Below are 24,006 nucleotides of genomic sequence, written 5' to 3'. Positions count from 1 at the left end.
CATCGCTTTTTTGTTCAAAATACCTTTCGCATCGTTAAGTGCTTCTTACCGAAGGTTGCCCCGGTAGCTTCGTGTATGGCCAGCATCTTATCATTAAAATCACCAACCCATGATAGCTCGAGCTCAAAATATTGATTCAGGGGATAGGTATATTCTTTCAGCTTAATAAACATTGCCGATTCCAGCCCGTGTTTTTGAAACTTCTCTTTCGTTCCCATTACAATGGCCCTCATGCGCGATACGCCTTTCCAACGATAATATAAAAATTTAAGCTTGCCTATCAGGTCAAGCTTGCCCTTAAGCGGTTTTATCATTTGGTTGGCATCGGGCAAAATAATAACGAATGAGGCCGGCTCGCCATTCACATACGCAAACCATATCAGGTTCTCGTCCATAATGGTTTGCATTTGTTTAAAGCTCTCCATTATTACGTCGCGGGTAATAGGGACAAAGTTTTCAAAGTCTTTCCAGGCATCGTTGTAGATCTCCATAAAGTCTTCGGCAAACTGCGCTATCTTTTTAGCCTCCAGGTGCTTAAACTCATAGCCCGGCTTTTTGGCTACCCATTCCGCAATTTTGGTAAACCTTTCGGGGAAGGGGTTGTATACCTGCAGGTGGTTGGTTATTTGCTGATACTCGGTTTTAAAGCCATAGTTATCAAAAAAAGCCTTATAGTATGGTGGATTATAGTTCATGCCGTAACTCGGGTGTGTAAAACCCTCAACCAGCAAGCCCCAGAATTTATCGTTTTCACCAAAGTTTATGGGGCCGTCCATGGCTTCCATACCTTTGGCCTGCAACCATGCTTTAGCCGTATCAAATAATAAAAAAGCTGCTTTTTCATCATTAATACATTCAAAAAAGCCCATGCCGCCCGTGGGGACTTCTGTCTTATAAGCCTTTTCATCGTTGATAAAAGCGGCTACACGGCCTGCCATCTTGCCGCTATCATCGCGCAATACCCAACGGGTAATTTGCCCGTGTTTGTGGAAACTGTTTTTAGCCGGGTCAAACACGGCCTCAATATCATTATCGAGCGGGCAAACCCATACATCATCATTTTTATAGAGCTCACGGGCTACATCCAGGAATGCTTTTTTATCGGTTTTACTTTTTACTTCGCTAACGGTCATGCGGGTCTGTTTATGAAAAAAGCACCCGGCTAAGCCGGATGCTTATGTAATAACGTATATAAAAAAGAAATTGTTTAGTTAATAATCATCATCATCTTCCAGGCCATCCAGGTGGTCAAAAGAACCCAGGTCATCAATAGGAGCATCAAATTCGTCATCATCATCGTCGTCCAAAAACTTGCTTTTGGGTTTCGCTGCAGCTGATGGAGCTGATTTTTTTACCGCCCCAGGCTTAGTAGCCGCACTCTTCTTTTTTACCGGTTTCCTTGGAGTTTCCATCGAAAATAGATTAGCGTTTATTGATCCTGTTTCTCTAATTTAAATTTACTAAGAAATTAATAACAAAGAGTTTTTTGAGATAATTTTTTTATCCCTGCTCTGTTCATCCAAAAATAACGAAAATCGGTTTTTTATAAAACAGGTATTTTTAAAATTATTCCTGCTGTTCACCCACGGCTGATTCTGCTGAGGTAAGTTCTTTTAATTGAGGTAATTGGTTAATGTTGTTAATGCCAAAATAATCCATAAAAAATGGACTGGTAGCATATAGAATGGGTTTTCCAACGCTTTCGGCCTTACCTGCTATCACAATTAACTCTTTTTCCAGCAGCTTTTGTACCGAGTAATCACAGTTTACACCGCGTATCTGTTCTACATCCAGTTTGGTTACGGGTTGTTGGTAAGCTATAATAGCGAGGGTTTCCAAAGCAGCCTGGCTCAGTTTCTTTTTGGAGCGCTGTATCTGCAATTGTTTGATCACGTTATGGTAATCAGGTTTGGTTAAAAACTGGTAGCCATTGCTAATGTGTACCAAATGCATGGCAAAGCCCGGTGCATCATATTTTTGTTTGATGTTTTGGATAGCGGCCCTTATATCATCTTCACTAAAATCCTGGTCGAAGCTTAATTGGAGGCAATAGGTGATCTCTTCCAGCCTGATGCTGTTCTCTGATGCGAATATCAGCGCTTCGATATATAGTTCGGGGTTTTCCATGTTGCTCAATCACAAATATAATTTTTTTACCCAATGCTTCAATAGCTTGCTGTAGCAAATAAATGCTGTGGAACAGTATGTAAACTATGGGTAAAATATACCTCGACAGCCTGTAATTATTTCCTCAATTTTTGGTGTGATAAATTTAGTTTAACTAAAGGATGCCGCTTACAGCCACTTTGTTCCGTTGGCACGTGCTTTGAATAAGGCTTAGCGTCCTCGAATCTTTTTGAGGACTGTTTTTCATAGGTAGATGTAGGGTCCGGAAGCTGCGAGAGTAACCGGCCCTTTTTTATGCTTAATAATTAATAACCTGTTCCTCGATTTGTGCAGGTATCTCGCGCCACTCATATTTCTGTGTACGCATTTGTGGCTCAAAGCCCGCTTCGCGGATAGAATCCTGGATGCCTTTCGCGGTAAAACGGTGAGGTGCACCCGCTGCCGATACCACGTTCTCCTCGATCATGATCGAACCAAAATCATTGGCGCCTGCATGTAAACATATTTGAGCTACGGCTTTACCCACAGTTAACCATGATGCCTGTATATTTTTGATATTAGGGAGCATAATACGGCTTAAGGCTATCATGCGGATATACTCATCGCCACTTACATTATTGGTAATGCCACGAACCTTACGCAACAACGTACCATCATCCTGGAAGGGCCATGGTATAAAGGCCACAAAGCCATAATGCCCTTTGGGTTTTTCGGCTTGCACTTCGCGTATCCACACTAAATGCTCAAAACGTTCGTACAATGTTTCCACGTGCCCAAACATCATCGTTGCAGATGTTGGAAGGTTTAACTGGTGCGCCGCGCGCATTACATCCAGCCACTCTTTACCGCCGCATTTACCTTTTGATATCAGGCGGCGTACACGGTCGTTCAGTATCTCGGCACCTGCGCCGGGTAACGAATCTAATCCCGACTCTTTCATGGCCCTCAGCACGTCAATATGGCTCATGTTTTCCAATTTAGCTACGTGGGCTATCTCGGGCGGGCCAAGCGAGTGTAGTTTAAGGGTAGGGTACAGGTCTTTGAGTTGTTTGAAGAGGTCGGTATAAAACTTTAAACCCAGGTCGGGGTGGTGGCCACCCTGCAGCAGCAGCTGGTCGCCACCATAGCGGAAAGTTTCTTCTATCTTTTGTTTGTAAGTATCAATATCGGTAATGTAGCTATCCTCGTGCCCCGGGCGGCGAAAGAAATTACAGAACTTGCAATTGGCAATACAAACGTTAGTGGTATTCACATTACGGTCTATCTGCCAGGTAACCTTGCCATGCGGCACCTGTATCTTACGCAGTTCGTTGGCTACATACATTAACTCGGGGGTTGATGCATGCTCGTATAAAAACAAACCTTCTTCAATACTCAAAAACTCGAAGTTGAGGGCGCGCTGTAACAGGTCGGCAGTATTCATGCCGTAAAGATACGGAGTAGTTGAGTTAAAAGTTATAAGTTAAAAGTCAAAAGTTTACAAAGACACCCGCGTTAGCGATAGCAGTGGAAAGCCCGGAAGCGCTTCTATCAGCACTGAGGACTTGTAACGGATAGCGCGGGCCGCAGGGTAACGCCCAGCTCATTTAAAACAATCATTTATACACCAAGATACTTAACTACCTTGACTAATCACCAATCAACTAATGAACGATTGAACTAATTAACCAACTACGCCGACGCCTTATAGCCATAAACCTGTTCAAAAGCTACCAGGCACTCGGTTTTGATATCCTCAGGTAATTCAGAGTATTTCCAGAAGTTGAAACGGACAGCCTCGCCATCTTCTTCGCTAAAGGTGTGGTTTTGGATAGAATCATATTCCTGCGAATCAAAAATAGCAGGGCGTTTTTTAAACCAGTCAATATGTCTTTGTTCAACTTCGTTAAGTTTTTGAAAAAACAGGCTTTGTTTGCCGTCGCCGATATTGGTAGATAAAAAAATTGTCATGATACGTTGTGTTAATGTTTTTCGTTGATATACGCTTTGTAATACAAATCGGATGCCATATTGCACGAGTATAGGGCTTTAATGTTGCTTCAGTATTAAAATATCATCAAATAATTTAAATTTGACAAACCAACAGTTTATAACCACCTAAATATTAGCAATATGTTAACCAAACGTGAAATTGGGCTTGTAGCCTCCACCGTTTTATTGATGTGTATCCCGATAGTAATTATTGCACACCGGAACGCCGCGCCCCAATTACCCTCCACAGTGTTTGATTATAGTGCAATAAAATCCACACCAACCAAGGTGGGAGAGAAGCGCCAGTTTTGCGATAATCCCACCAAAACACTGCAAAACCTGGAGATACATGAAAGCAGTCTTAACCCCGGCGAGATAGCCCACCCGCCGCACCAGCACCCCGAAGAAGAACTTACCGTACTGCGACAAGGAACTGTTGAAGTATTGGTTAACGGCGAGTTGAAACGCTGCGGCCCCGGATCGGTGATCTTTCAATCATCAAACGACCTGCATAATATTAAGAATGTGGGTAAAGATGTGGCGATTTATCACGCGATAAAGTGGAAGACGGATTTGACGCCCGTACCTGTGGCCAAATAAAGATCACGTCATTGCGAGGAACGAAGCAATCCTAAACTATTTATTCGTTTTATGCACGTAGCTTACATATCTATCGAAGATTGCTTCGTGCCCCGCAAAGACGAATTGGGTGGGGCACTTGTTTTACTTCTTCTTTTTAACCACCACAGCACCAGGTTGCGCCATGGCAAACTCTTCAGCCAATACGTTTGTTTCTTTAGGTGTGATGGTAGTGGCTCCATTCTGCACCACAACCCTGTACCTGAATGTTACCGACTGCCCCTTGGTCAAATGCACATCAGTAGTAGTTTTAGCTTTGGTCAGCGCCTTTTCTCCCAGTGGGTTGGCTGCAAATAAACCATACCCGCGTGCATGCCAAAAGGTAGGGTAGTTTACATTTTTAGGATGATCAATGATTGCGATGCTGATCGAATCATCGCCCATTTTACCATAAACCTTGCACCATTTACCACGTGTACTCCATGCAGCATCGCCTTGCTTGCCTTCGCTGGTGAGGTAGGTGCCCGTAGGGATATTATCGCTGCCACCGGCTACAATAGTTACATTGCCTTTATTATCGGTAAATTTTTGCGGCTCTTTGGTTGGTATCTGCAATTCGTGCGCTAAACGCATGCCAAGTAATCCATCTTTCGAATCATTGAACTTAACATCAGTATTTGCTGTAAGCACGGTTACGCGGTCAAGAATACGTTGGTTAGCCGTGCCGCTAAACGTAAACCGGGTACGCTCATGTAATAGTATCTCATTTTTTTGGTTGGTCCATGTGGCATGATAGGTCAGGGTACCTTTTTTACCGCTGGTGATACCTAATATTTTATCAGTTTTTATCCAGCCGTACTGGCTTTTTTTATCCGGTTTAATAGCATAGCTATTATTCCAAAAATCAAGGCCGTTCACGTTCTCATAATTAAACCAGATACCGATATGGTGCGGGTGATCAATCGGGTCGAGCGGCTTAGGGTCAAGCGGAAAACCGCGGGTTACCACAGTGCCATTGGCCGCGTGTACAGGGTACAGTACGGGCTTTTCTAAGCTATCGGGATACAAAAAGCTGGTGAAGGGTTTGCCAGCTACAAGAATATCAACCTTGTTTTGGTTAGGTACACGGGTAACCGTTACCAATTGAGCTTTTTGCGCTGTGGCAGATAAAGCTACTCCAGAAAGGATGATAGCAGTAATAAATTTATATTTCATGATATCTTATAAAAATTGTCATTTCGAACGAGCGATAACGAGGAGAAATCTTTACGAATTTGGCATAAACGCTAATACATTGGCGCTACACTCATTTTGTAAAGATTTCTCACTCGTACCTCGTTTCGAAATGACATGGTTTAGTTTTTTATCTTAATATTTAAACGGTTTACCGCCAGCCATTACTTCCTGCGTGGCTTCATCAAATGTAACCTTTTGCCCGGTGTGTACCGCCGCGTTTGCCATAATGGTAGCTATTGAGTGGCTGTAACCTGCCTCAACAGGCGCGTGTGGCTGTTTACGGCTGCGCACACATTCCATCCAGTTGCGTACGTGGTTTGATGTAAGCACATCGCCACCGGTATTTGCCGATGCCACTACTTTTTCGGTATTAGCCAGCGATAGCTCGGGCAATAAATTAGCCTGCATGCCCATTGCGCCTGCCAGTTTTTGAGTCAGGCCACCTTTCGGCGAAACTTTATTAGTTACCAAATTAAGCTCGCCGCCATTGGAGTAGTAAATTTCCGCGGGGCTTTCATCGCCGTTATGCATGCGCGAGCCAAATGTAACCTGGAAGCCTTTGCTCATATCATTCACCGGGCCGTAATCAAATACAGCGGTAATGGTATCCCAGTTTTTACGGCCATCGTGCCATTGGTAAATACCGCCGTTGGCTACCACGCTGCGCGGGTGCTGTATGCCGCTAAACCAGTGCACGGTATCAATCTGGTGGCTCATCCATTGGCCCGGTAAACCGGAAGAATATGGCCAAAACAGGCGGAACTCCAGGTATTTCCTCGGGTCGAAGGTATCGTGCGGACGGTTCAGCAAAAAGCGTTTCCAATCGGTATCTTCTTCTTTTAACTGGCCAAGCAGGTCGGGCCTGCGCCAGCGGCCGGGTTGGTTAACATTCCAGGTCAATTCAACCATGGTGATCGGTCCAAACTTGCCTGAGTTTATAAAATCATAAGCAGCGTGGTAGTTATTGCCACTGCGGCGTTGCGAGCCTATCTGCACTATCCTGTCTGACGCTTTAATTACTTTTAGTGCCATGCGGTTATCTTCCATGGTTTCGGCAAAGGGCTTTTCGCAATACACATCGCAACCTGCTTTAACGGCTTCGGCAGCGTGTATGGCATGCTGAAAATCGGCTGTGCTTACAAACACGGCATCCACTAATTTTTTATCATACATCTCCTCGTTATTGCGGCAGGCTATCACATCGTGCTGCATCTTTTCTTTCCAGGTAGCGGAGCCTTCTTCGCGGCGACGTTTCCAGATGTCGGACACGGCGGTAACCTCAAAATTAAGCTCCTTGTAATGGTTCATAAAGCTCGGGATATGCGAACTGCGGTGCCTGTCGGAAAAGCCGACAACGCCCACACGCACCCTGTCGTTTGCGCCAATGATGCGCTTGTAACTGCTGGCGCTCCAGCTAACCTTGCTTGCCAAAACACCGGCGCCTACCAATGCCGACTGCTGAATGAATTTACGACGCGAATTGCTCATATTGATGATGATTAGTTAAGTTCTTTAATTTTTATGCTGCGATATGATACCGCGTTGCCATGGTCTTGTAAAAGAATGTGGCCCTGATTGGCTTCGCCAAAGTTTGGCCATACCTTAAATTTGCTTATCGCGACAGAATCGCGGAAAGCAGATGATTTGCGTACATATTCCAAAACTTTTATCCCATTTAGGTAGTGCGTAACATGGTTGTCTTTTGTTACCACCACACGCCCCTGGTTCCAGGCACCTACAGGGCGGATAAAGCGTTTTTGTTTTTGCGCGGGTATAAGATCGTACAGCGAAGCCAGCTTACGGTTGCCAAAGCGGCCCAGTTTGGCATCGGGGTGCAGTTCATCATCCAATACCTGGTACTCTAAGCCAATGGCCGAACCTTGCGTTTTTTCGTTAAGGGTTACAAAGTATTTTACCCCGCTGTTGGCGCCGGGTGTCAGTTTAAATTCGAATGACAGGTCGAACGCGCCATACTCTTTGTAAGTTATAATGTCGCCGCCGTTTTGCGCTTCTTTTCCTTCGGATGATTCGACGGTCATGGTGCCTTTGGTTACTTCCCATCCTTTGGCAGGGAAATGGTTTGCCGCCGCGCTACGCCAGCCTGTATTTGTTTTACCATCGAACAGCAGTTTCCAGCCGTGCAATTTTTCGTAAGGAGTTAAAAAGTTGGGCCGGTTATTCACCACATAAATATCGGCAGGGAAGGGGGGAGCGCTGATGGCGCCTGTGCTTAGTTTAATATTCTTAAAATATACTTTTTTGCCTTCCTGCTCCGGTTTGCTCACGGCATGTACCTGCAGACCAATGAAGCCGCTGCGGTCAACCGTATCTACCACATAAGCTACGGGGATGCCGTTTACCCAGGTTTTCATCTCATCGCCTTTGCAAGCTACTTTGATATGGTTGTAAACGCCAACCTTAAACGCGTTTTTGGTTTCGGGGTGTAGGTCGCCGGTGTAGAGCCATTCGCGGCGGCCTTCATCGTATATCCCGCCGCTCCATGCACGGTCGGATGGGTCGATCTCCACCTGCCTGCCGTAAACCCTGTTGGCATGGCCCGGTGTATTAAAATGGCTGCGGGTTTGTATGCCGGAGTTGCTTAATGTGCTTTCTATCATTACATCGGCATCCAACACAAAATCGCCGTACTCTTTTTCGGTTACCAAAAAGCTGTTGCCACCGTTGCCCGCCACGGTAGTGCCTACTATGGCGCCATGCTCAACCTTATAAGTGGCGTTGCCGGTAACCTGGTGCCAGCCCTTAAGTGTCTTACCATCAAACAGGTTGATGGTTTTTATTCGCGATTGGGCCGCAACGTTTTCGGTTGTACCTAATATCGCGACAACAAAAACAGCACAGCAAGCCGTGAGCAAGGGGTTTTTCATGAAAGCAGATTTACAAGAGGTTTATGTTTTAAAGGTAGCAGAATAATCAAAGAAAATTAGCGGTAAAATAATTTTTTTGAAATTGGATTTTTGTTTTCCGGATTTTCGGTTACCTTTGCGGTCCAATAAAACGCGGAAGTGGCGTAATTGGTAGCCGCACCAGACTTAGGATCTGGCGCCGCGAGGCGTGGGGGTTCGAGTCCCTTCTTCCGCACTGCTTAAAGCCGTTAACTGAATAAGTTAGCGGCTTTTTGATTATATAGACCTAAATTAACCTTGAGTTAATATACTACACTTATTCCCTAATAGTGATCGTTATTGTTGATTTTTTTTACACAGGCGGTTGCTTGCGGAGATTATTCTTAAATATAATAAGTGAGTACAATACGCCCTCAAATCATCAGTTACAACTAAAAATTGAGCACTGATGTAAAGTCATTGATTAATAAAGAACAATACCTGCAATTTGATAACACGGCATTGCCTTTGTACTTGTTAATATAATGATCCTCCTGATAAAAAATATGATTTGCGTCCGTTGTCAAATGGTAGTGAGATACGAGTTGGAAAAACTTGGCATCAAGTTAATGAACGTGGAAGCTGGTAGAGTAGAAATTTTTGAAGAAATGTCTGTTAAGCAGTTGGAGCTTTTTAAACTTGCTTTGAAGGAGGCAGATTTAGAGTTGGTTGATAACAGGAAGAATATTTTGATCGATAAGATCATCAATGTTATTTGTGAGATGATCAACCACTCTGAAGTGGTGATAAAAACAAATTTTTCATACCATCTGAGTAAAAAGCTAAATCTCGACTACACTTATATGGCCAACGTGTTTTCCGAAACTCAAGGAATTACAATAGAACAGTTTATCATTCAAAATAGAATTCAAAAGGTAAAACAACTAATTTGCCATAATGATCTGAATCTGACCGAAATATCCTGGCAACTACATTTTAGCAGCGTCGCGCACTTATCTACCCAGTTTAAAAAAGTAACCGGTATTACCCCTTCGCAATATAAGCACATAGATTGCAATAAACCATTGCGTCCCTAAATGTGTGAATTATAGAACTTATTACGATAGTTATGTAACATGCGGGCCTCATTATCAGGCTAGGTTTGTATCTCCTCAAGTCTTGTAATTTTTTTTGGGCTTTCAGGGAAATATTTCTATCACTTAAAATAAGGAATCATGTTCAAAAAATTTACTACAACCAAGGATAGTACCCCTGTACTGAAAAGCAGGAGCTATACAAAAATTTTCAATACCATTTGGTCGGTTGCATTACTGCTTATTGTTTTTATGCCGGCGTGTAAAAAGGATAAGTATGCTGGCGAGGTTGTGGGGCTTTGTCCGATAATCGTTTCAACCGATCCTCTTGATAAAGCGATCGATGTGGCACTCACCAAAGTTATATCTGTAACTTTTAATACCGAGATGGATTCGACATCCATCACCAAAGCAACATTTACCATTTCACAGAGTGGGGCAACAGTAGCAGGCACGGTTGCTACAACTGCCGATGCCAAAGTTTATACTTTTAAACCCGATGTACCCTTAGTACCGTTTGTTACCTATACGGGTACTATTACAACGTCATCTGTTGATAGGTTCCATACGGCAACTCTGGCCGATTATGTTTGGACATTTACAACCATCCCCCAGGTAACAACAGTATCCAACCCGGTATTAGGCGGTACAACTGCGGGCGCGGGTACATTTGCTCAGGGTTCTGTAAACACAGTAACGGCAACCCCTAATACAGGTTTTACCTTTACCAACTGGACGGTAAACGGCGTTATAGTTTCTACCAGTTCAAGTTACCAGTTTACCATGGCTGGTAATAAGGCATTGGTTGCAAACTTTGCTGCCATACCTGCCGGCAATTTCGCCGTAAACTTATCATCAAGCCCGGCAGCTGGCGGAACAACCGCAGGAGCAGGCTCATTTGCAACGGGCTCGTTAATAACAGTAACGGCAACACCAAACGCCGGTTATACCTTTGTTAACTGGACAGATGCCGGTGTACCAGTTTCAACAAGTACGAGCTATCAGTTTGTATTGGCGAGTAACCGTACGCTGGTTGCAAATTTTAAGATCATACCGGCATCGCAGGTAGCTTTACTGCTAATTTCAAGCCCACCTATCGGCGGAACCACCAATGGTTCAAATTCCTATCCAACCGGAACATCTGTAACCGCAACGGCAACACCTAATATAGGCTACTCATTTGTTAGCTGGACAGAAAACGGCACTATTGTTTCAACAAGCCCGGTTTATACATTCGCATTAAATGCCAACCGAACATTGGTTGCAAACTTCCTGATCAATACTTATAATTTGGCTTTATCGGCAACGCCGGCGGCTAACGGTACAACAAACGGTTCGGGCCCTTATACGGCAGGTAGCATCGTTACAGCCACAGCCACACCAAATGCAGGTTCCCTTTTTGTTAATTGGACGGAAGCCGGGAATATCGTATCGACGAACGCGAGCTACCAGTTTACCATGACGGGTAACCGAACATTGGTTGCAAATTTTGCACCTATACCTGTTGCTCCGGCATTGTTCACTTCAATATTTGGTGCCTTTGGCGGAAACGCGGGTATAACCAACCAGGGATTGTTTACGGTGATCAATAATGGCAGTATCGGTACAACCGGTGCATCTACGCTGGTAACCGGTTTTCACGATATCACAGGTGATAAATATACCGAAACACCGCTTAACGTAGGTAATGTTGCGGCAGGCCGGATCTATACCTATGCTCCGCCACCTACAATATTTGGCCCGGGTGGCCCATTTGGTGGTAATGCTGCCACTAAGGTAATAGCCGATAATGGCCTGACCGCTGCTACGGCTTTTTATAACAGCATATCACCGGCCAACAAACCAGGTGGTACTGACCCAGGCGCCGGCGAATTAGGTGGTTTAACCTTAGGCCCTGGCGTATATATGGCTGCCGGTGGTACATTTAAAATCACCAACCTCGATCTGGTACTTGATGCCAAAGGCGATCCGAATGCAACATGGATATTCCAGACTGCAGCATCACTAACCGTAGGTTCAACAGGTACCGGTGCCCATAGCGTTAAGCTGATAGGTGGTGCATTAGCACAAAATGTATACTGGTATGTAGGCAGCACTGCCGTAATTAACTACGCAGGTGGTGGCGTTATGGTTGGAACAATCATTGCCAATTCAGGAGTAACCTTGTCTAACCCGGCTAACAGCACCAATGCGCTGGTTCAAACTGTACTTAATGGCCGGGCTATATCCCTGGTTTCATCGGTTACAATGGTTAACACAGTAATTAACGTACAATAGCACCATTTATCCCCCGCCCAAGGCGGGGGATTTACAACAAACCAAATTTTAATTTAATCGATATTCATTATGTTACCTATAAATAAACTCATTAAAAAATCCATTGCAGCTTGTTTGCTGATGGTTATAGCCTATACTACAGCGCAGGCTCAAAATACACAGCCCACATGGTGGTTTGGTGTATCGGGCGCAGCCAACTTTAATTTTTATGATGGTACAACCCAAAGGTTAAACGATAACCTTATTGTTCCGGCGGCTTTTCACAAAGGTACCGGGATACGTCCTTATGGCTCCGTATTGGTTGAATACCGCCCTTTGGGTATTTTAGGAGTAAGCCTTAACGTAGCTTATGATGGCCGCGGCGGAAAATTTAAAGAAGTTGTAGCCCCTTGTAATTGCCCGGCCGATCTGGAAGTAAATGCAAGCTATATTGCTATTGAACCAAGCCTGCGTTTAGGCATACCAAAAACAGGTCTTTACTTTTTTGCAGGGCCGCGTGTAGCATTTAACATTAACAATAGTTTTGAATATACGCAGCTTAAACAACCTAATACCAATGCCAATCTAAGCAACATTAACAAAACTATCTTTTCGGGGCAGGCGGGAGTGGGATACGATTTCCTGGTATCTTCGCCAAAAAGCGCTACCAAAATCGATCTTTCACCATTCGTTTCTTATCAACCGTACTTTGGTCAGGATCCTCGCAGTATCGAAAGCTGGTCGATGACGACTGTAAGAGTAGGTATAGCGCTTAAATTTGGTAAAGGCTCAAAAGCCGTTGCAAAACAAACACCATCATCTGTAGCTTTACCTGTACGCGAGGTTGTATTTACTGTGCGCGCACCTATAAGCATACCGGCTAAACGCCAGGTTAGCGAAACTTTACCGTTGCGTAACTCTGTGTTTTTTGACGACGGTTCATCCGATATTCCTGTTCGTTATGTTATGTTATCAACCAGCCAGGCAAGCAGTTTCCGCGAACACGAATTACAAAGTGAACAGTCGGTAAGCACGACTGGCCGTTCATCACGGCAGTTAAATGTATATCACAATATATTGAATATTTTGGGCGACCGTTTACGTTCAAACCCGGATGCAGTTATTACGCTTACCGGCGCATCGGGCAGAGGTATTGTTGATGGTAAGGCGATGGCCGAATCGATCAAAAGATACCTGGTGGTAAATTTTGGAATTGATGGCAATAGAATTACAACAGTTGGTCGTATTAAACCGGTGGTTGCGTCAGAACAGCCTGGTGGTAATAAAGAGCTTGTTTTATTACGTGCAGGCGACCGTAGGGTTGATATTGAAAGCTCTTCGCCTGCATTATTGCTCGAAGTGGGCGGCGGCATGATGAAACCAGTACAAATAGTGGCTACGCAGGTTGATCCGATGGACAGCCAGGTTATTTTAAATGTTGACGGAGCTAAAGACTTGCTACAATCATGGTCGGTAGATATTACCGATGATAAAGGTATCAGCCAACATTACGGCCCTTATACTACCGATCAGCAAGGAATCGCCGGTACTCACATTGTTGGCGCACGTCCCGAAGGTGATTATAAAATCACAATGATTGGTATTACTAAAAGTGGCTTGTCTGTTAAAAAAGAAAGCTCGGTACACTTAGTTCGCAATGATAATGTGGTAGTTAAAGGGTACCGTTATAGCATCCTGTTCGATTTCGACAAATCAAATGCGATTGCATCCTACGAAAAGTTTTTAACAGGCACAGTGGCGGCATCAATCATAGATGGCTCAACAGTGATCATTCATGGGCATACCGATATTATCGGCGAAGAAGATCATAACATGAAGTTATCGCAACAGCGTGCTGCCGAAGTACAAACCATACTTGAACATGCTTTGGTGGCGTCGGGTAAAACCCACGTTAAGTTTGAGACTTTAGGTTTTGGTGAAGATGCAAGCCATGCACCATTCGATAATAGTTTGCCCGAAGAGCGTTTTTACAATAGAACTGTTATCGTAGATATCATCCCGATAAAATAATCTTTTAAGGTTTTGAATATGATTTGTATTTAAAAAATTAATGGCCTGTTATTTTATTAATTATCAATAAAATACCATCAAGGTGTTCTATTGAAGCCGTTAGCTCTTTAGTTAACGGCTTTTTTATGTTATAAAAGTTGTGGTTAAAATGCAGGCTCTTCTCCTTGACGGGGAATAACTTTTATGAGTTATTAAGAATAGAGCGTATAAAAAAGGCCGCATCATTTTATTTGTGATGCGGCCTTTATCAGTAAAATTACTATTGTTCCTTATTCAGCCATGATGATCCTGAAGCTTTGAACACCAGCAGATGTGGTGAGCCTTACCATATAGGTTCCGGCAGCAAGTTTCGTTCCATCAAAAAGGAATGAATTGGTTTTACCCCCTTCAATTTTACCGGTATATAAAGTAGCTACCCTGGCACCATACAGGCTAAACACCTCTACAGAAACCATATCTTCTGTTTTGGGTAATGAGAAACTAACGGTTGTTTTTTTGCCAAACGGGTTGGGATAGGCCAACAGTTTAGCCGCAGGTATTTCGGCTACTTCGTTGCTATTTATTGAAGCAGCATAAGCATTGCTGCTTGCTCCGGCAGCATAAGTGGCCACGGCGTTGCAGGGGCCTAACTTATCGCCATGTTTTAAATGAGCGTTAACTGCGTTGGCGTTAATGCACAATTCGTTTGAGCTGCTGCCGGTTTTATGGCAAACCACTACCTTATTACCACAACGAACATCGGTAACTATAATAGTGACCGGTGTTGTAGTTGTGCAGCCAAACTCGTTGGTAACTGTTACATTAAAGGTATAGGTACCCGCGGCTGTTGGTGTAAATACAGGGTTTGCAATAGTAGTGTTGCTAAGGCCCGTAGCCGGGCTCCATGCATAATTGCTTGCCTCCGGCGCCGATGTGCTGTTATTGGCCCCTAAAATCACACTTTGGGCTCCATAACCCAGGGCAATGGTATTATCCGGTAAACCGGTATAAGTATTATCTGTACGGCTAATGGTAATATAAGGGGCAGGGGCCAGGCCAACTACATTTACTGTAGCTGTTTGAGTTGCTGTATTGCCATTATTATCTGTTGCTGTTAAGGTAACGGTGTTAGCACCATACTGGCCGCAGGTAAAGCTGGCCGGGCTAACACTCATGGTTTTAATCCCGCTGCAATTATCATAGCTGCCATTGTTAACCTGGTCGGCAGTAATTGATGCAGCTCCGTTAACTAAGCTTACCGAAATGTTTTTAGTTAAAACCGTCGGCGCAACATCGTCTTTAATGATCACATTTTGCTCTGCTGTTGAGGTGTTTCCGTTGCCATCGCTAAAGCTCCAGTGGATTACATAACTGCCCTGTGCCGTATAAGTCAGCGCATCGGCTGTTGTGCCCCTAACTACGCCGGCACAATTATCTGTTGCGGTGGGCACGGTTGCCGTTGCCGAGCATTGGCCGGTAACATCGGCCAGCACCGGCGCCACGGGTGCGGTTACATCTTTAACCGTTACCGTAGCGGTAGCGCTTGATGTATTGCCATTAGCATCTGTAGCGGTTAAGGTTACGGTGTTGGGTCCAATATTTGCGCAGGTAAAGCCGGCTTTATCAATGGATAAGCCGGTTATCCCGATGTTGTCGCTTGATCCGTTATTAACCTGCGCGGCTGTTAAAACAGCATTGCCCGAAGCATCTAAAGACAGGGTAACATCACTTGTTATTACCACGGGCGGTGTTTGATCGGTTACTGAAAGGGTTTGGCTTGCACGTGCAGGCAGCCAGGTATTATCGCCTGCCTGGGTGGCGATTATCACTGTAGTGCCTAAGCCAACCAGGTGTATTTTAGCATTAACAATAGTTGCCACGGTAGTATCGCTACTGCTATAACTTACCGCCAAGCCCGAATTTGTTGTAGCTCCGGCATCAAAATCGGCACTGCCTATTGCTTTTGCTGACAATGTATTAAAGTTAATGGTTTGAGTTTGTGCTGTGGCCGTGCCTCCTGCTAATGCGGCAACCCCCTGATCTGTTAAGGCATAGTTATAGATCCTGAAGTCATCATAAATATGGTCGCTGTACGGGTCGGTTCCATATTGTGATTTTCCGAGAAAATTATTAGTGGTCACACCCAGATCGGAAGGCTTAACGGTAGAAGCTGTATCAGAATATTGTATTGCCCCGTTTACATAAAATTTGAAGGTTTTACCTTGCTGCGATATGGTGATGTGCACCCACTGCGTTAAAGGCAGCACGTAAGGTATAATCCTGTCATTGGTACCGGTAGCCCCTGTGATCTTATAGCGGACATTTGTCCCCCCCGACATCGGAATAAATATCATGAAGTTATTTGTCCCTGTTCCGAAATCAAAAATACGGGTATTGTTTGCCAGTGTTGCAGGTAGTTTAACCCAGGCGGCCACCGTAAAGTCGTTAAGCCTGCTCACTACGCCTTTGGGCAACTGCACGTATGCACTGTTTGCTTTAACTAAATTAAGGGCACCTGCCGGTCCGTCTTTCCCGGCGGTCCAGGTAGCAGCATTGGTAATGGTACCATTATAACCTCCCCAGGTATCTTCGGTAAAAGTACCGGTATTCTCATTAAAGGCAATGTGCAAATATTGGCCCAATACCGGAGTGCCCTGTAGCACCGCTGTGGCAGGGCTGCGGCCGGCAGCATTGAAAGCCACAATTTTATAGTAATAAGTAGTGCCGTTAGCTTTATTTAGATCTTCATAACGGAGGTCGTTTATATTTGTCGCGATCACGGTATAAGTGCCATTAGCTGTTTCCGAACGGCTTATTTCGTAACGGGCATCATAAATAAAGTCCCAGGTTAGCGTAATTTTCTGATCGCCGGAAGCAACATGTGGATTAACCACAGCGGCAGGTGTAGTCAGATCCTTCGTTCTTAACTGCAACACCGTCGAGTTCGGGCTTTCGCCGGCAGAGTTCAGTGAAGTAACTACGTAGTAATAATCGGTACCCGGGTTTAAGGTGGTGTCGCGGTATTGCAGGCTGGTCGTTCTTGCCATAAGGGTAGTGAATGGCCCGGCCGCATTTGCAGCGCGCTTAAGGTTATATGATCTTGCGGTAGTATTGGTATTCCAGGCAAGGGTAGTAGTGGTAGATGACAGTACAGTACCGGTTAGTGTGGTTGGCGCTACAGGGCTTGCATCCTTTCCTACATCCAGTACGGCCCCGTAAACAAATTGCGTCCCGGCAAGGTTATAAGCCTTGATGCGGTAACTTGCCTTTGTATAAACGCTGTCCACATAGGTCATGGTTTTGCCATTGGCATATCCCGTAACCTCCTGAAGCGTTGTGAAATCAGCATCCACACCGTTTATTTTTCGTTCAAGAACATATTTGGAGCCTAACTCTCCGTTAAGGTCCAGCCAGCTGAGTGTGGCCCGGAAATAGTTATCCGTGTTGATGGAGCTATAGATTTGCGGGGCGGCCAGTTGCCAGTTGTGCACCGGAGCCAATGCTGCATTATAGGCAAGTGCCGACTTATTGGCATAATAATACTTACCGGCCGGGGTTAATGTATCTGCCAAAACAAGCGAACGTTTATACTCTACCCAATCATACTCGGCGTAACGTTCAACAAACGAGGCTGTATCTAAAACAGTAAGTATCCCTTTCAGGTCGTTCAGTTGTTTCTGCAGCGCCTGGGTGGTGTCTGATGGCCATGATTCACCCGTCCAGTTGGCGCCATTGTTCCATTCCGTTATCCACAGCGGGCGCTTTACCCTGTCGTGTATTGCTTTTAACCTGTTGTACCAATTTTGCGGTGTGGTGTTGCCCCAATAACAATGTATAGCCACAAAATCAACACGGAGGTTTAACGAATCTGTTTTGGCCAAAAATTTGGTGATCCAGCTGCTTTCCGGATTTGCCGGTGCAGGTGAACCAATGCGTAAACCCGATTTCATCATTTCCGGCCATTGCTGTGCAGCCTGCTCTACCGTAAGGTTGGATTGATTTGTTTGATCTGGCTCATTAAATCCAAGTAAATGATTTACGTTTTGTTTGTTGTGGATATCTGTCCATGATGGCCATCCGCCGTTTTGCCTTATGATCGCGTAATTGTAGTTGGTACCCGGCCCGCCGCCGATGTTCCAGTCATAATACCAGGTAGCGCCAACTTGGTCAGGCGACCACCCGGCTTTCCCTTTTTTGCTTACCCAATCCCATTTGAATACGCGGATAAATGAAACTGTAGCGTCCAGGCCCGCAGGCATGGTGTTAACCACCAGGTCGGCATCATTTGCTATAAATACCCGGCTATAGCCGGAGCCGTCGGGGTTGTTGGCAAACGTAGCCATGTAACCCCGTTTCAACGTAAATGACCTGATCGCATTGTTAAATGAGCCCAGGCTATCCTGATACGTATTGATCGCATAACTTGTAGTTGAGCCACTTAGATTGGTGCCGGTATAAACCTGCAAGGCCTGGCCGGATGTGAGGTTTCCGTTAGGGATAAGCACCGTGCCGTTTCCATAAACAGATACCCGTAAGCTGGGGTTATTTACCGCAGGTACGCCATTAATGGTAATAGCGCTAAGCCAGTTAGCTGTCACTACCGATGGCTTTACATTATCAAAGAACAGCCAGGAGTCGTTAGCGTTCAACTGTACAGTTGAATTGATCAATGGAGAAGGTGCGCCGGTTAGGTGCATATCCGTTTTTCCGGGTACAATAAAGTTGGTATTGAAAGTAGGCAAAAAACTTGCGGTAGCCCCGGTGACTGTTACATCCTGCCGGGCTTGAGTTTGTATGCCCGAGGGGGCGTAAGCCCCGTTATCATAGGTAACCGAAGTAATGTTCATATCCACCGCGCCGGCAGGATAGTTTTTACCAAAAATAAAACGGGGTTTAATGGCGGTCTTGGTCAACGATAAATCGCCGATGGCAAAAAGGGCCCAATCGCCATTAACGGTCAGGTAATATAAACCTGCGTTCTGCGAGGTAAAAGTAAATGATTCTTGTACCAGTGCTCTTGTGCCGCTATTTGAAAATACACGCGAGGCGATACGGCCGGCGATAGCTGTTGTAGTGCCGATACCAACTGTTATGGTTTTCCCTGCGGTGGCATTGGAGATGTAATCGTGGAGCATGGAAAAAGTATACACTGTATTTGCCTCCAGTACCATCGGGTAGCTGTAAACAGTGTTTTGAACAGGGCTGCCATCCCAACGAATATAGAGCAGCCGCCCCACATATGGGCTGCCATTGTAGGTATGAACATTTGAACCTGATGAGGCGTTCACATCAAGATAACGTACGCCTGAGCCACCATTAGCAGTATTAAAAAGCGTTGTGGTAGTTGCGCCGGTATAAGCCCAGCTATAATCGCTGGGATAGCCTGAGTTGATGGGTGCTATACCCGCCCAATTGGGCAGGAGGGAACCCGCACTGTATTTGTTGCAGGATAATTCGGCAATGGAGTATAAACCCCAGCTACCGGTAAAGGTAAGGTAATAAGTGCCTGCGGCTTGCGATGTAAAAACAAAGCTTTCCCGTTTAAGGTCTCTGGTACCTGCGGGGGTAAAGGTGTGTGATGCATATCGGCCGGATACATCGGTACTGGTTCCGATACCTACGGTTAAGCTTTTTGATCCGGTAGCATTGGAAACATAAGCATAAAGCATCGAAAAATCATATGTTGTATTGGCTTCCAGGGTTACCGGGTAAGTATATACGGCATTGGAATACGAATTATCGTCCCACCGGATGTAAAGGGTGCGGCCATTATAGGTAGTACCATTATAAGTATGCGTATTGGACGTTGCGTTTACATCTATATAGCGCGACCCAGAGGTTGAGTTGGCGGTATTAAACAGGGTGCTTACTGCGGTTCCGTTATAAGCCCATCCATAGTCACTTGGTTTGCCGGTAAAACCCGCTGCGGATGTACCTGCCCATCCCGGTGCCAGGTTAGGGCCCGGTGCAGTTCCCTGGATCACGGAGCTTTCAGTACCGCCCACAATATCGTTAATAACTGCAAGTGGCTGCGATTGGATATAAGCGCCATTTTGGTAAATATGTGCCGAGTCATTCCTTACGGCGATGCGTATGATTTGGTCCGTTCCGGCTTTGGAAGACGTAAGGTTGCTTATAGCATTTAACGATGATGATTGCTTGAGGTTGGTAGCATCAAGCGACAAGCGGAACCCTGTCCCTTTGGCGTTGCGGGCATCAATATCAAGCCCCCTGCCGGTTGCAGAATTAACCTTACCCACAATTTCGAGCGTATATGCATTAAGCGTGCCCGGGTATTTTACTGCAGTATCCACCTGTGTGGAATTGGAGAATGCCCTTGAAGAAACAATGGTTTGGCCCAGTGTGCCTTTTGTGGGGAGGTTAGGGGCTTGAGCTATAGCTTTTAACGGGCAAAAGCAGCTCGCTATCGCAATAAATTGTAAAAATCTTTTCATGGTTTGATATAGGTTAGTTGGTTATAATGATGACTGATAAAGAAAAAAAATCATGTTCCATCCCTGGAGGTGATCAACAGCATGATCATTCCCCATTTAGGAAATTTTGTTAACATGGTAGAATTTGGTTTAAAATCGGTTTATAATCGGGGCTAAGTGAACAAAAAATCAGGCGACATAGCGGGGGCATATCTTCCATTTATAGGGGGCGTATCAGCAATAATTGGATGACCGGCGTTATGCTTATTGCTTAAATTAACCAAGATATAGGGAAAGCACATTACTTAAATGTTCTTCTTATAAAGTGGCGCTTTTTTCAACCAAAACATTTCTTGCGCGCATGTAGGTAGTTCCTGTAGGGCCGGGAGAGCCGGAAGAGCCCTCCATTTGATAGTCGATAATGATGTTCATAGGCTTCCCGACAAAGTTAGCACCGGTTTGTGTGCTTTTTAACGACCCATCGATCCAGTACTCTATAGAAACATCGGTTGTATTGGTCTTGGTCATATATACAGAATAGGTATGCCAGTTTCCGGGACTGGATATTGCTGTTCCAACACTTGACCATCCTCCGCTTGCATTTTTGTAGGTATTGGTCCAACAGGTTGCACTGCCCTTAAATTCCATAAAATCGCTTTCCGGAGGCCATGAAGTTGATCCGGTTACCCAAAATGCAGGCCAGGTTCCGCGTTGTGATTCGCACTGGAACTCGCCTTTAAAATGCCACTTGGGCCATGAGGCATCAACAACCGGAACCACTTTGGCATAAACGGTTCCTGAATAATAGTCGATTGTAAGATAAGGCGATTTGCTGCTGCTACCTACGCCACTGGTTGGAGCGCTGGTTAACGTAAGAACGCCCCCGGAAACCGAGATATTTTGCGACCTCATGCGCGCTGTTCCGTTATGGTCTGATCCCCAGGGATACAGATCATTCCAGTACGTGCTGTAGTTACTGAACGAACTGGTGGGGATAACATTTACCCACGATACGGCAGAAGCAGCGAAACTTGTCGATATCGCATTGTTTTTTAATGCAACTGAAGCAGAATCGCTGCTTTGCTGAGCCGGCTCTTTTTGGCACGATGAAAATGCCGCGATTGAACAGGCCAGATAAATTAAATGTAGTTTTTTCATAATTAAATTTTTAGATAGACAATTGGTTTTGCTTTCCCTAAATTCTTGGTAGGTGTTTTGGTAAAAGCAAAGTAAAGTCAAAATACCCAGGCCGATAGGGGATAAACCCGCTAAATAAAAGGGCCAAATCAGGAAAAGTCAGGCAAATACGGATGTATATTGGGTAGCTATGAATATTAATTTTTATTATTTGTTACTGTATTGATAATCAGTAATTTAATATAAATTAGTTTAAGCTGGTATTTTCTTTCGCATATTTAAAAAAGCCGCTAACTGAATAGATAGCGGCTTTTTTTTGCAATGGTATGATGGAACAAGACTAAGCATTTAAAAGCGCCTTAGCGACTATTGAGAATTTGCTTTTTATAGTTGATGAGGCGGTGGTTGATAAAGGGAGTGCTGATCTGTACAAACATGCTTATCCCCCAATTAAAAAGCCGCCTCATATTTTGATGATGAGACGGCTTTTTAGGATTTTAATTACTGCCAACCAGGATTTTGAACCAGGTTGGGGTTTAACGTAATTTGTTGTGTAGGTATTGGGTATAAATAATTTTTTTCAGAAAATAAGCGTCCTGTATTATCCAGTATCAGTGCGCCGTTGGCATCTTTTGCATTGGTTGGAGCCGGCACCAGGGCATTGGGGCCAATTTGCGCCTGGGTGCCTACATATTTAATACCTACGGGCCATGGGCTAACAAATGCGCTGGCGTTACCATAAGCGGTGCCGCCTACATTAGTCACCAAATCTGTTGCAGCACTGTGCCAACGCTTAATATCATCAAACCTGAAACCTTCATAGTATAGTTCAATAAAACGTTCCCTTCTTATCTCGGTGCGGAAATCTAATCCATTTGCAGCAACAAACGCGTTGGTTAATGGTGGCATAGTTTTATTTACACGCAAGCGTACCAGGTTGATGGATTTATTCAGGTCAACATCGGTAATGGTTTCGGTACGTTCGTACACGGCCTCGGCATAGTTTAACAAAACTTCGGCATACCTTATTACCGGGTAATCTTCAGATTCCTTTGTATCCGGACAATTGCGCTCGGTTACCCATTTTTGATTGCTGTAACCACCTATCTGTGTTACTTTTGGACCATATGCATTGGCGTTATCTGCAGCATCATTTACCCAGGTAATTCTGAAATTGATATTACCATACCAGTAATACATATTCATTATTTTGATGGTGTATTTTAAGCGGTTATCGCGATTAGCAAATTCTGATCCGTAAGTTTGAAATCCCTGGAAAAGTGGCGATTTTTCGATAGGCAGGCCATCCTGGCAAAGAAAAGCATTAACATATTTATGTTGTGGCCCTATCTGGGTACCCTGGCGGCTAATGTTGGTGCCGATTGTTTTAATAACATCATCATATCTGTAAGATAATATATACTCGTGATTTGCCGATTTGGTTACCCCTGCCGGATTGGATTTTGGATTTTCCAGGATAAACAGGTATTTCTGGCAGGAATCGCCGAGGATGGTGCTGTTACCGCCCAATGCGTTTGATGCAGCTGTGCCAAAAAGAGCGTATTGGTTAGAAGCGATAACTGCTGCTGATGCTGCTGAAGATATATCAAATAAGGCATTGTACCTGGTTGCATTACCACTTCTGAATTTTTGCCAGGTGGCTTCGTACAATGCCACGCGGCCTAAAAAAGCCTGAGCCGCAGTGCGTGATACCCTGCCAAAATCAGCTGAACTGGCCAATATTGAAGCAGGCAGATCGGGTATGGCAGCTTGCAGATCGGCTATGATCTGGTCAGCAACTTCATCCCTGGTTGCCCTTGTGCCCATAAGCTCGGGTGAGTTTAGATCAAGCGTTTTGGTAATTAGCGGTACGCCGCCATATATTTCCAACAGCTCAAAATAACAATACGCCCTGAAAAATTTTGCTTCAGCAACATATTGCGCTATGCCGGCTTTGTCGCTATAATCAGCCGCCTTTTCCAGCAGGTAATTGCAGGCCCTAATATTGTTATAATTATTTGTCCAGTTGCCATCCGTAGCCGGAACTGTATTGGTGCCTGCACCATATGCCCCTCCGCCACCAAATACATCTGCCCGGCCATCATAATGGGCATTATCCGCAAAGGAATTACCAAAGTTATGTAGATAACCATAATACTGGTTTGCAAAAGTTTTAAAATCGCTAGGTTTAGTCCAGTAGGCCGCATCAGAAAGTGTGTCCAGCGGTTTCAGATCTGTTATCTTATTACAACCCACAGTAAGGATCAATACCGAGGCTAATAAATATATAAATTTACTATTGATAGTTTTCATGTTCGT

At 44.7% G+C, this 24,006-nt stretch carries 15 protein-coding genes and 1 tRNA gene; 5 read left to right on the top strand and 11 right to left on the bottom strand.

What is annotated here, in order from left to right:
• Positions 1-14: 14 nt before the first annotated feature.
• The 5 genes from KXQ82_RS08580 to KXQ82_RS08560 all read right to left on the bottom strand — a co-directional run bounded on the left by KXQ82_RS08580 (position 15) and on the right by KXQ82_RS08560 (position 4,077).
• The gene (locus tag KXQ82_RS08580; protein ID WP_219487770.1) at positions 15-1,133 is read right to left on the bottom strand and encodes a GNAT family N-acetyltransferase; all 1,119 of its coding nucleotides are present in this window, start codon (positions 1,131-1,133) and stop codon (positions 15-17) included.
• A gap of 78 nt (positions 1,134-1,211) precedes the next feature.
• The gene (locus KXQ82_RS08575; protein ID WP_219487769.1) at positions 1,212-1,412 is read right to left on the bottom strand and encodes a hypothetical protein; all 201 of its coding nucleotides are present in this window, start codon (positions 1,410-1,412) and stop codon (positions 1,212-1,214) included.
• Between the two features lie 154 nt (positions 1,413-1,566).
• On the bottom strand, positions 1,567-2,127 hold the full coding sequence (gene scpB, locus KXQ82_RS08570) for an SMC-Scp complex subunit ScpB (RefSeq protein WP_219487768.1): 561 nt from the start codon (positions 2,125-2,127) through the stop codon (positions 1,567-1,569).
• A 298-nt stretch (positions 2,128-2,425) separates the two neighbouring features.
• A complete protein-coding gene (locus KXQ82_RS08565) occupies positions 2,426-3,550 on the bottom strand; it encodes a CofH family radical SAM protein (RefSeq protein WP_219487767.1) in 1,125 nt (374 codons plus the stop codon).
• 248 nt (positions 3,551-3,798) lie between these two features.
• The gene (locus tag KXQ82_RS08560; RefSeq protein WP_219487766.1) at positions 3,799-4,077 is read right to left on the bottom strand and encodes a hypothetical protein; all 279 of its coding nucleotides are present in this window, start codon (positions 4,075-4,077) and stop codon (positions 3,799-3,801) included.
• A 162-nt stretch (positions 4,078-4,239) separates the two neighbouring features.
• On the opposite strand from KXQ82_RS08560, the gene KXQ82_RS08555 reads away from it, so the two are divergent.
• Positions 4,240-4,698, top strand: coding sequence for a cupin domain-containing protein (locus KXQ82_RS08555; protein ID WP_219487765.1), 459 nt, complete (start codon positions 4,240-4,242; stop codon positions 4,696-4,698).
• 123 nt (positions 4,699-4,821) lie between these two features.
• Here KXQ82_RS08555 and KXQ82_RS08550 read toward each other — a convergent pair whose 3' ends face one another.
• The 3 genes from KXQ82_RS08550 to KXQ82_RS08540 all read right to left on the bottom strand — a co-directional run bounded on the left by KXQ82_RS08550 (position 4,822) and on the right by KXQ82_RS08540 (position 8,798).
• The gene (locus tag KXQ82_RS08550; protein WP_219487764.1) at positions 4,822-5,892 is read right to left on the bottom strand and encodes a DUF6807 domain-containing protein; all 1,071 of its coding nucleotides are present in this window, start codon (positions 5,890-5,892) and stop codon (positions 4,822-4,824) included.
• A gap of 153 nt (positions 5,893-6,045) precedes the next feature.
• Positions 6,046-7,401: a Gfo/Idh/MocA family protein gene (locus KXQ82_RS08545; protein WP_219487763.1), complete on the bottom strand. Its 1,356-nt coding sequence runs from the start codon at positions 7,399-7,401 to the stop codon at positions 6,046-6,048.
• Between the two features lie 11 nt (positions 7,402-7,412).
• A complete protein-coding gene (locus KXQ82_RS08540) occupies positions 7,413-8,798 on the bottom strand; it encodes a 3-keto-disaccharide hydrolase (protein ID WP_219487762.1) in 1,386 nt (461 codons plus the stop codon).
• A 132-nt stretch (positions 8,799-8,930) separates the two neighbouring features.
• On the opposite strand from KXQ82_RS08540, the gene KXQ82_RS08535 reads away from it, so the two are divergent.
• From KXQ82_RS08535 to KXQ82_RS08520, 4 genes are all read left to right on the top strand, one after another.
• Positions 8,931-9,012: transfer RNA gene (locus tag KXQ82_RS08535), tRNA-Leu, on the top strand.
• Positions 9,013-9,385: 373 nt separating this feature from the next.
• Positions 9,386-9,853: a helix-turn-helix domain-containing protein gene (locus KXQ82_RS08530; RefSeq protein ID WP_255563539.1), complete on the top strand. Its 468-nt coding sequence runs from the start codon at positions 9,386-9,388 to the stop codon at positions 9,851-9,853.
• A gap of 138 nt (positions 9,854-9,991) precedes the next feature.
• Positions 9,992-12,127, top strand: coding sequence for an InlB B-repeat-containing protein (locus KXQ82_RS08525; protein ID WP_219487761.1), 2,136 nt, complete (start codon positions 9,992-9,994; stop codon positions 12,125-12,127).
• Between the two features lie 69 nt (positions 12,128-12,196).
• A complete protein-coding gene (locus tag KXQ82_RS08520) occupies positions 12,197-14,137 on the top strand; it encodes an OmpA family protein (RefSeq protein ID WP_219487760.1) in 1,941 nt (646 codons plus the stop codon).
• A gap of 269 nt (positions 14,138-14,406) precedes the next feature.
• Here the strand turns inward: KXQ82_RS08520 and KXQ82_RS08515 are convergent, their stop codons facing one another.
• The 3 genes from KXQ82_RS08515 to KXQ82_RS08505 all read right to left on the bottom strand — a co-directional run bounded on the left by KXQ82_RS08515 (position 14,407) and on the right by KXQ82_RS08505 (position 24,000).
• On the bottom strand, positions 14,407-20,571 hold the full coding sequence (locus tag KXQ82_RS08515; protein WP_219487759.1) for a glycosyl hydrolase: 6,165 nt from the start codon (positions 20,569-20,571) through the stop codon (positions 14,407-14,409).
• Between the two features lie 297 nt (positions 20,572-20,868).
• Positions 20,869-21,708 (bottom strand): glycoside hydrolase family 16 protein, encoded by an 840-nt coding sequence (locus KXQ82_RS08510; RefSeq protein WP_219487758.1) that lies wholly within the window; start codon positions 21,706-21,708, stop codon positions 20,869-20,871.
• 480 nt (positions 21,709-22,188) lie between these two features.
• On the bottom strand, positions 22,189-24,000 hold the full coding sequence (locus KXQ82_RS08505) for a RagB/SusD family nutrient uptake outer membrane protein (protein ID WP_219487757.1): 1,812 nt from the start codon (positions 23,998-24,000) through the stop codon (positions 22,189-22,191).
• Positions 24,001-24,006: the final 6 nt, after the last annotated feature.

The sequence above is a fragment of the Mucilaginibacter rivuli genome, assembly GCF_019391655.1.
In the GTDB taxonomy this organism is placed as follows: Bacteria; Bacteroidota; Bacteroidia; order Sphingobacteriales; family Sphingobacteriaceae; genus Mucilaginibacter; species Mucilaginibacter rivuli.
Note: the sequence above shows the minus strand (reverse complement) of the source record. Positions and strands in the feature narration are given on the sequence as shown.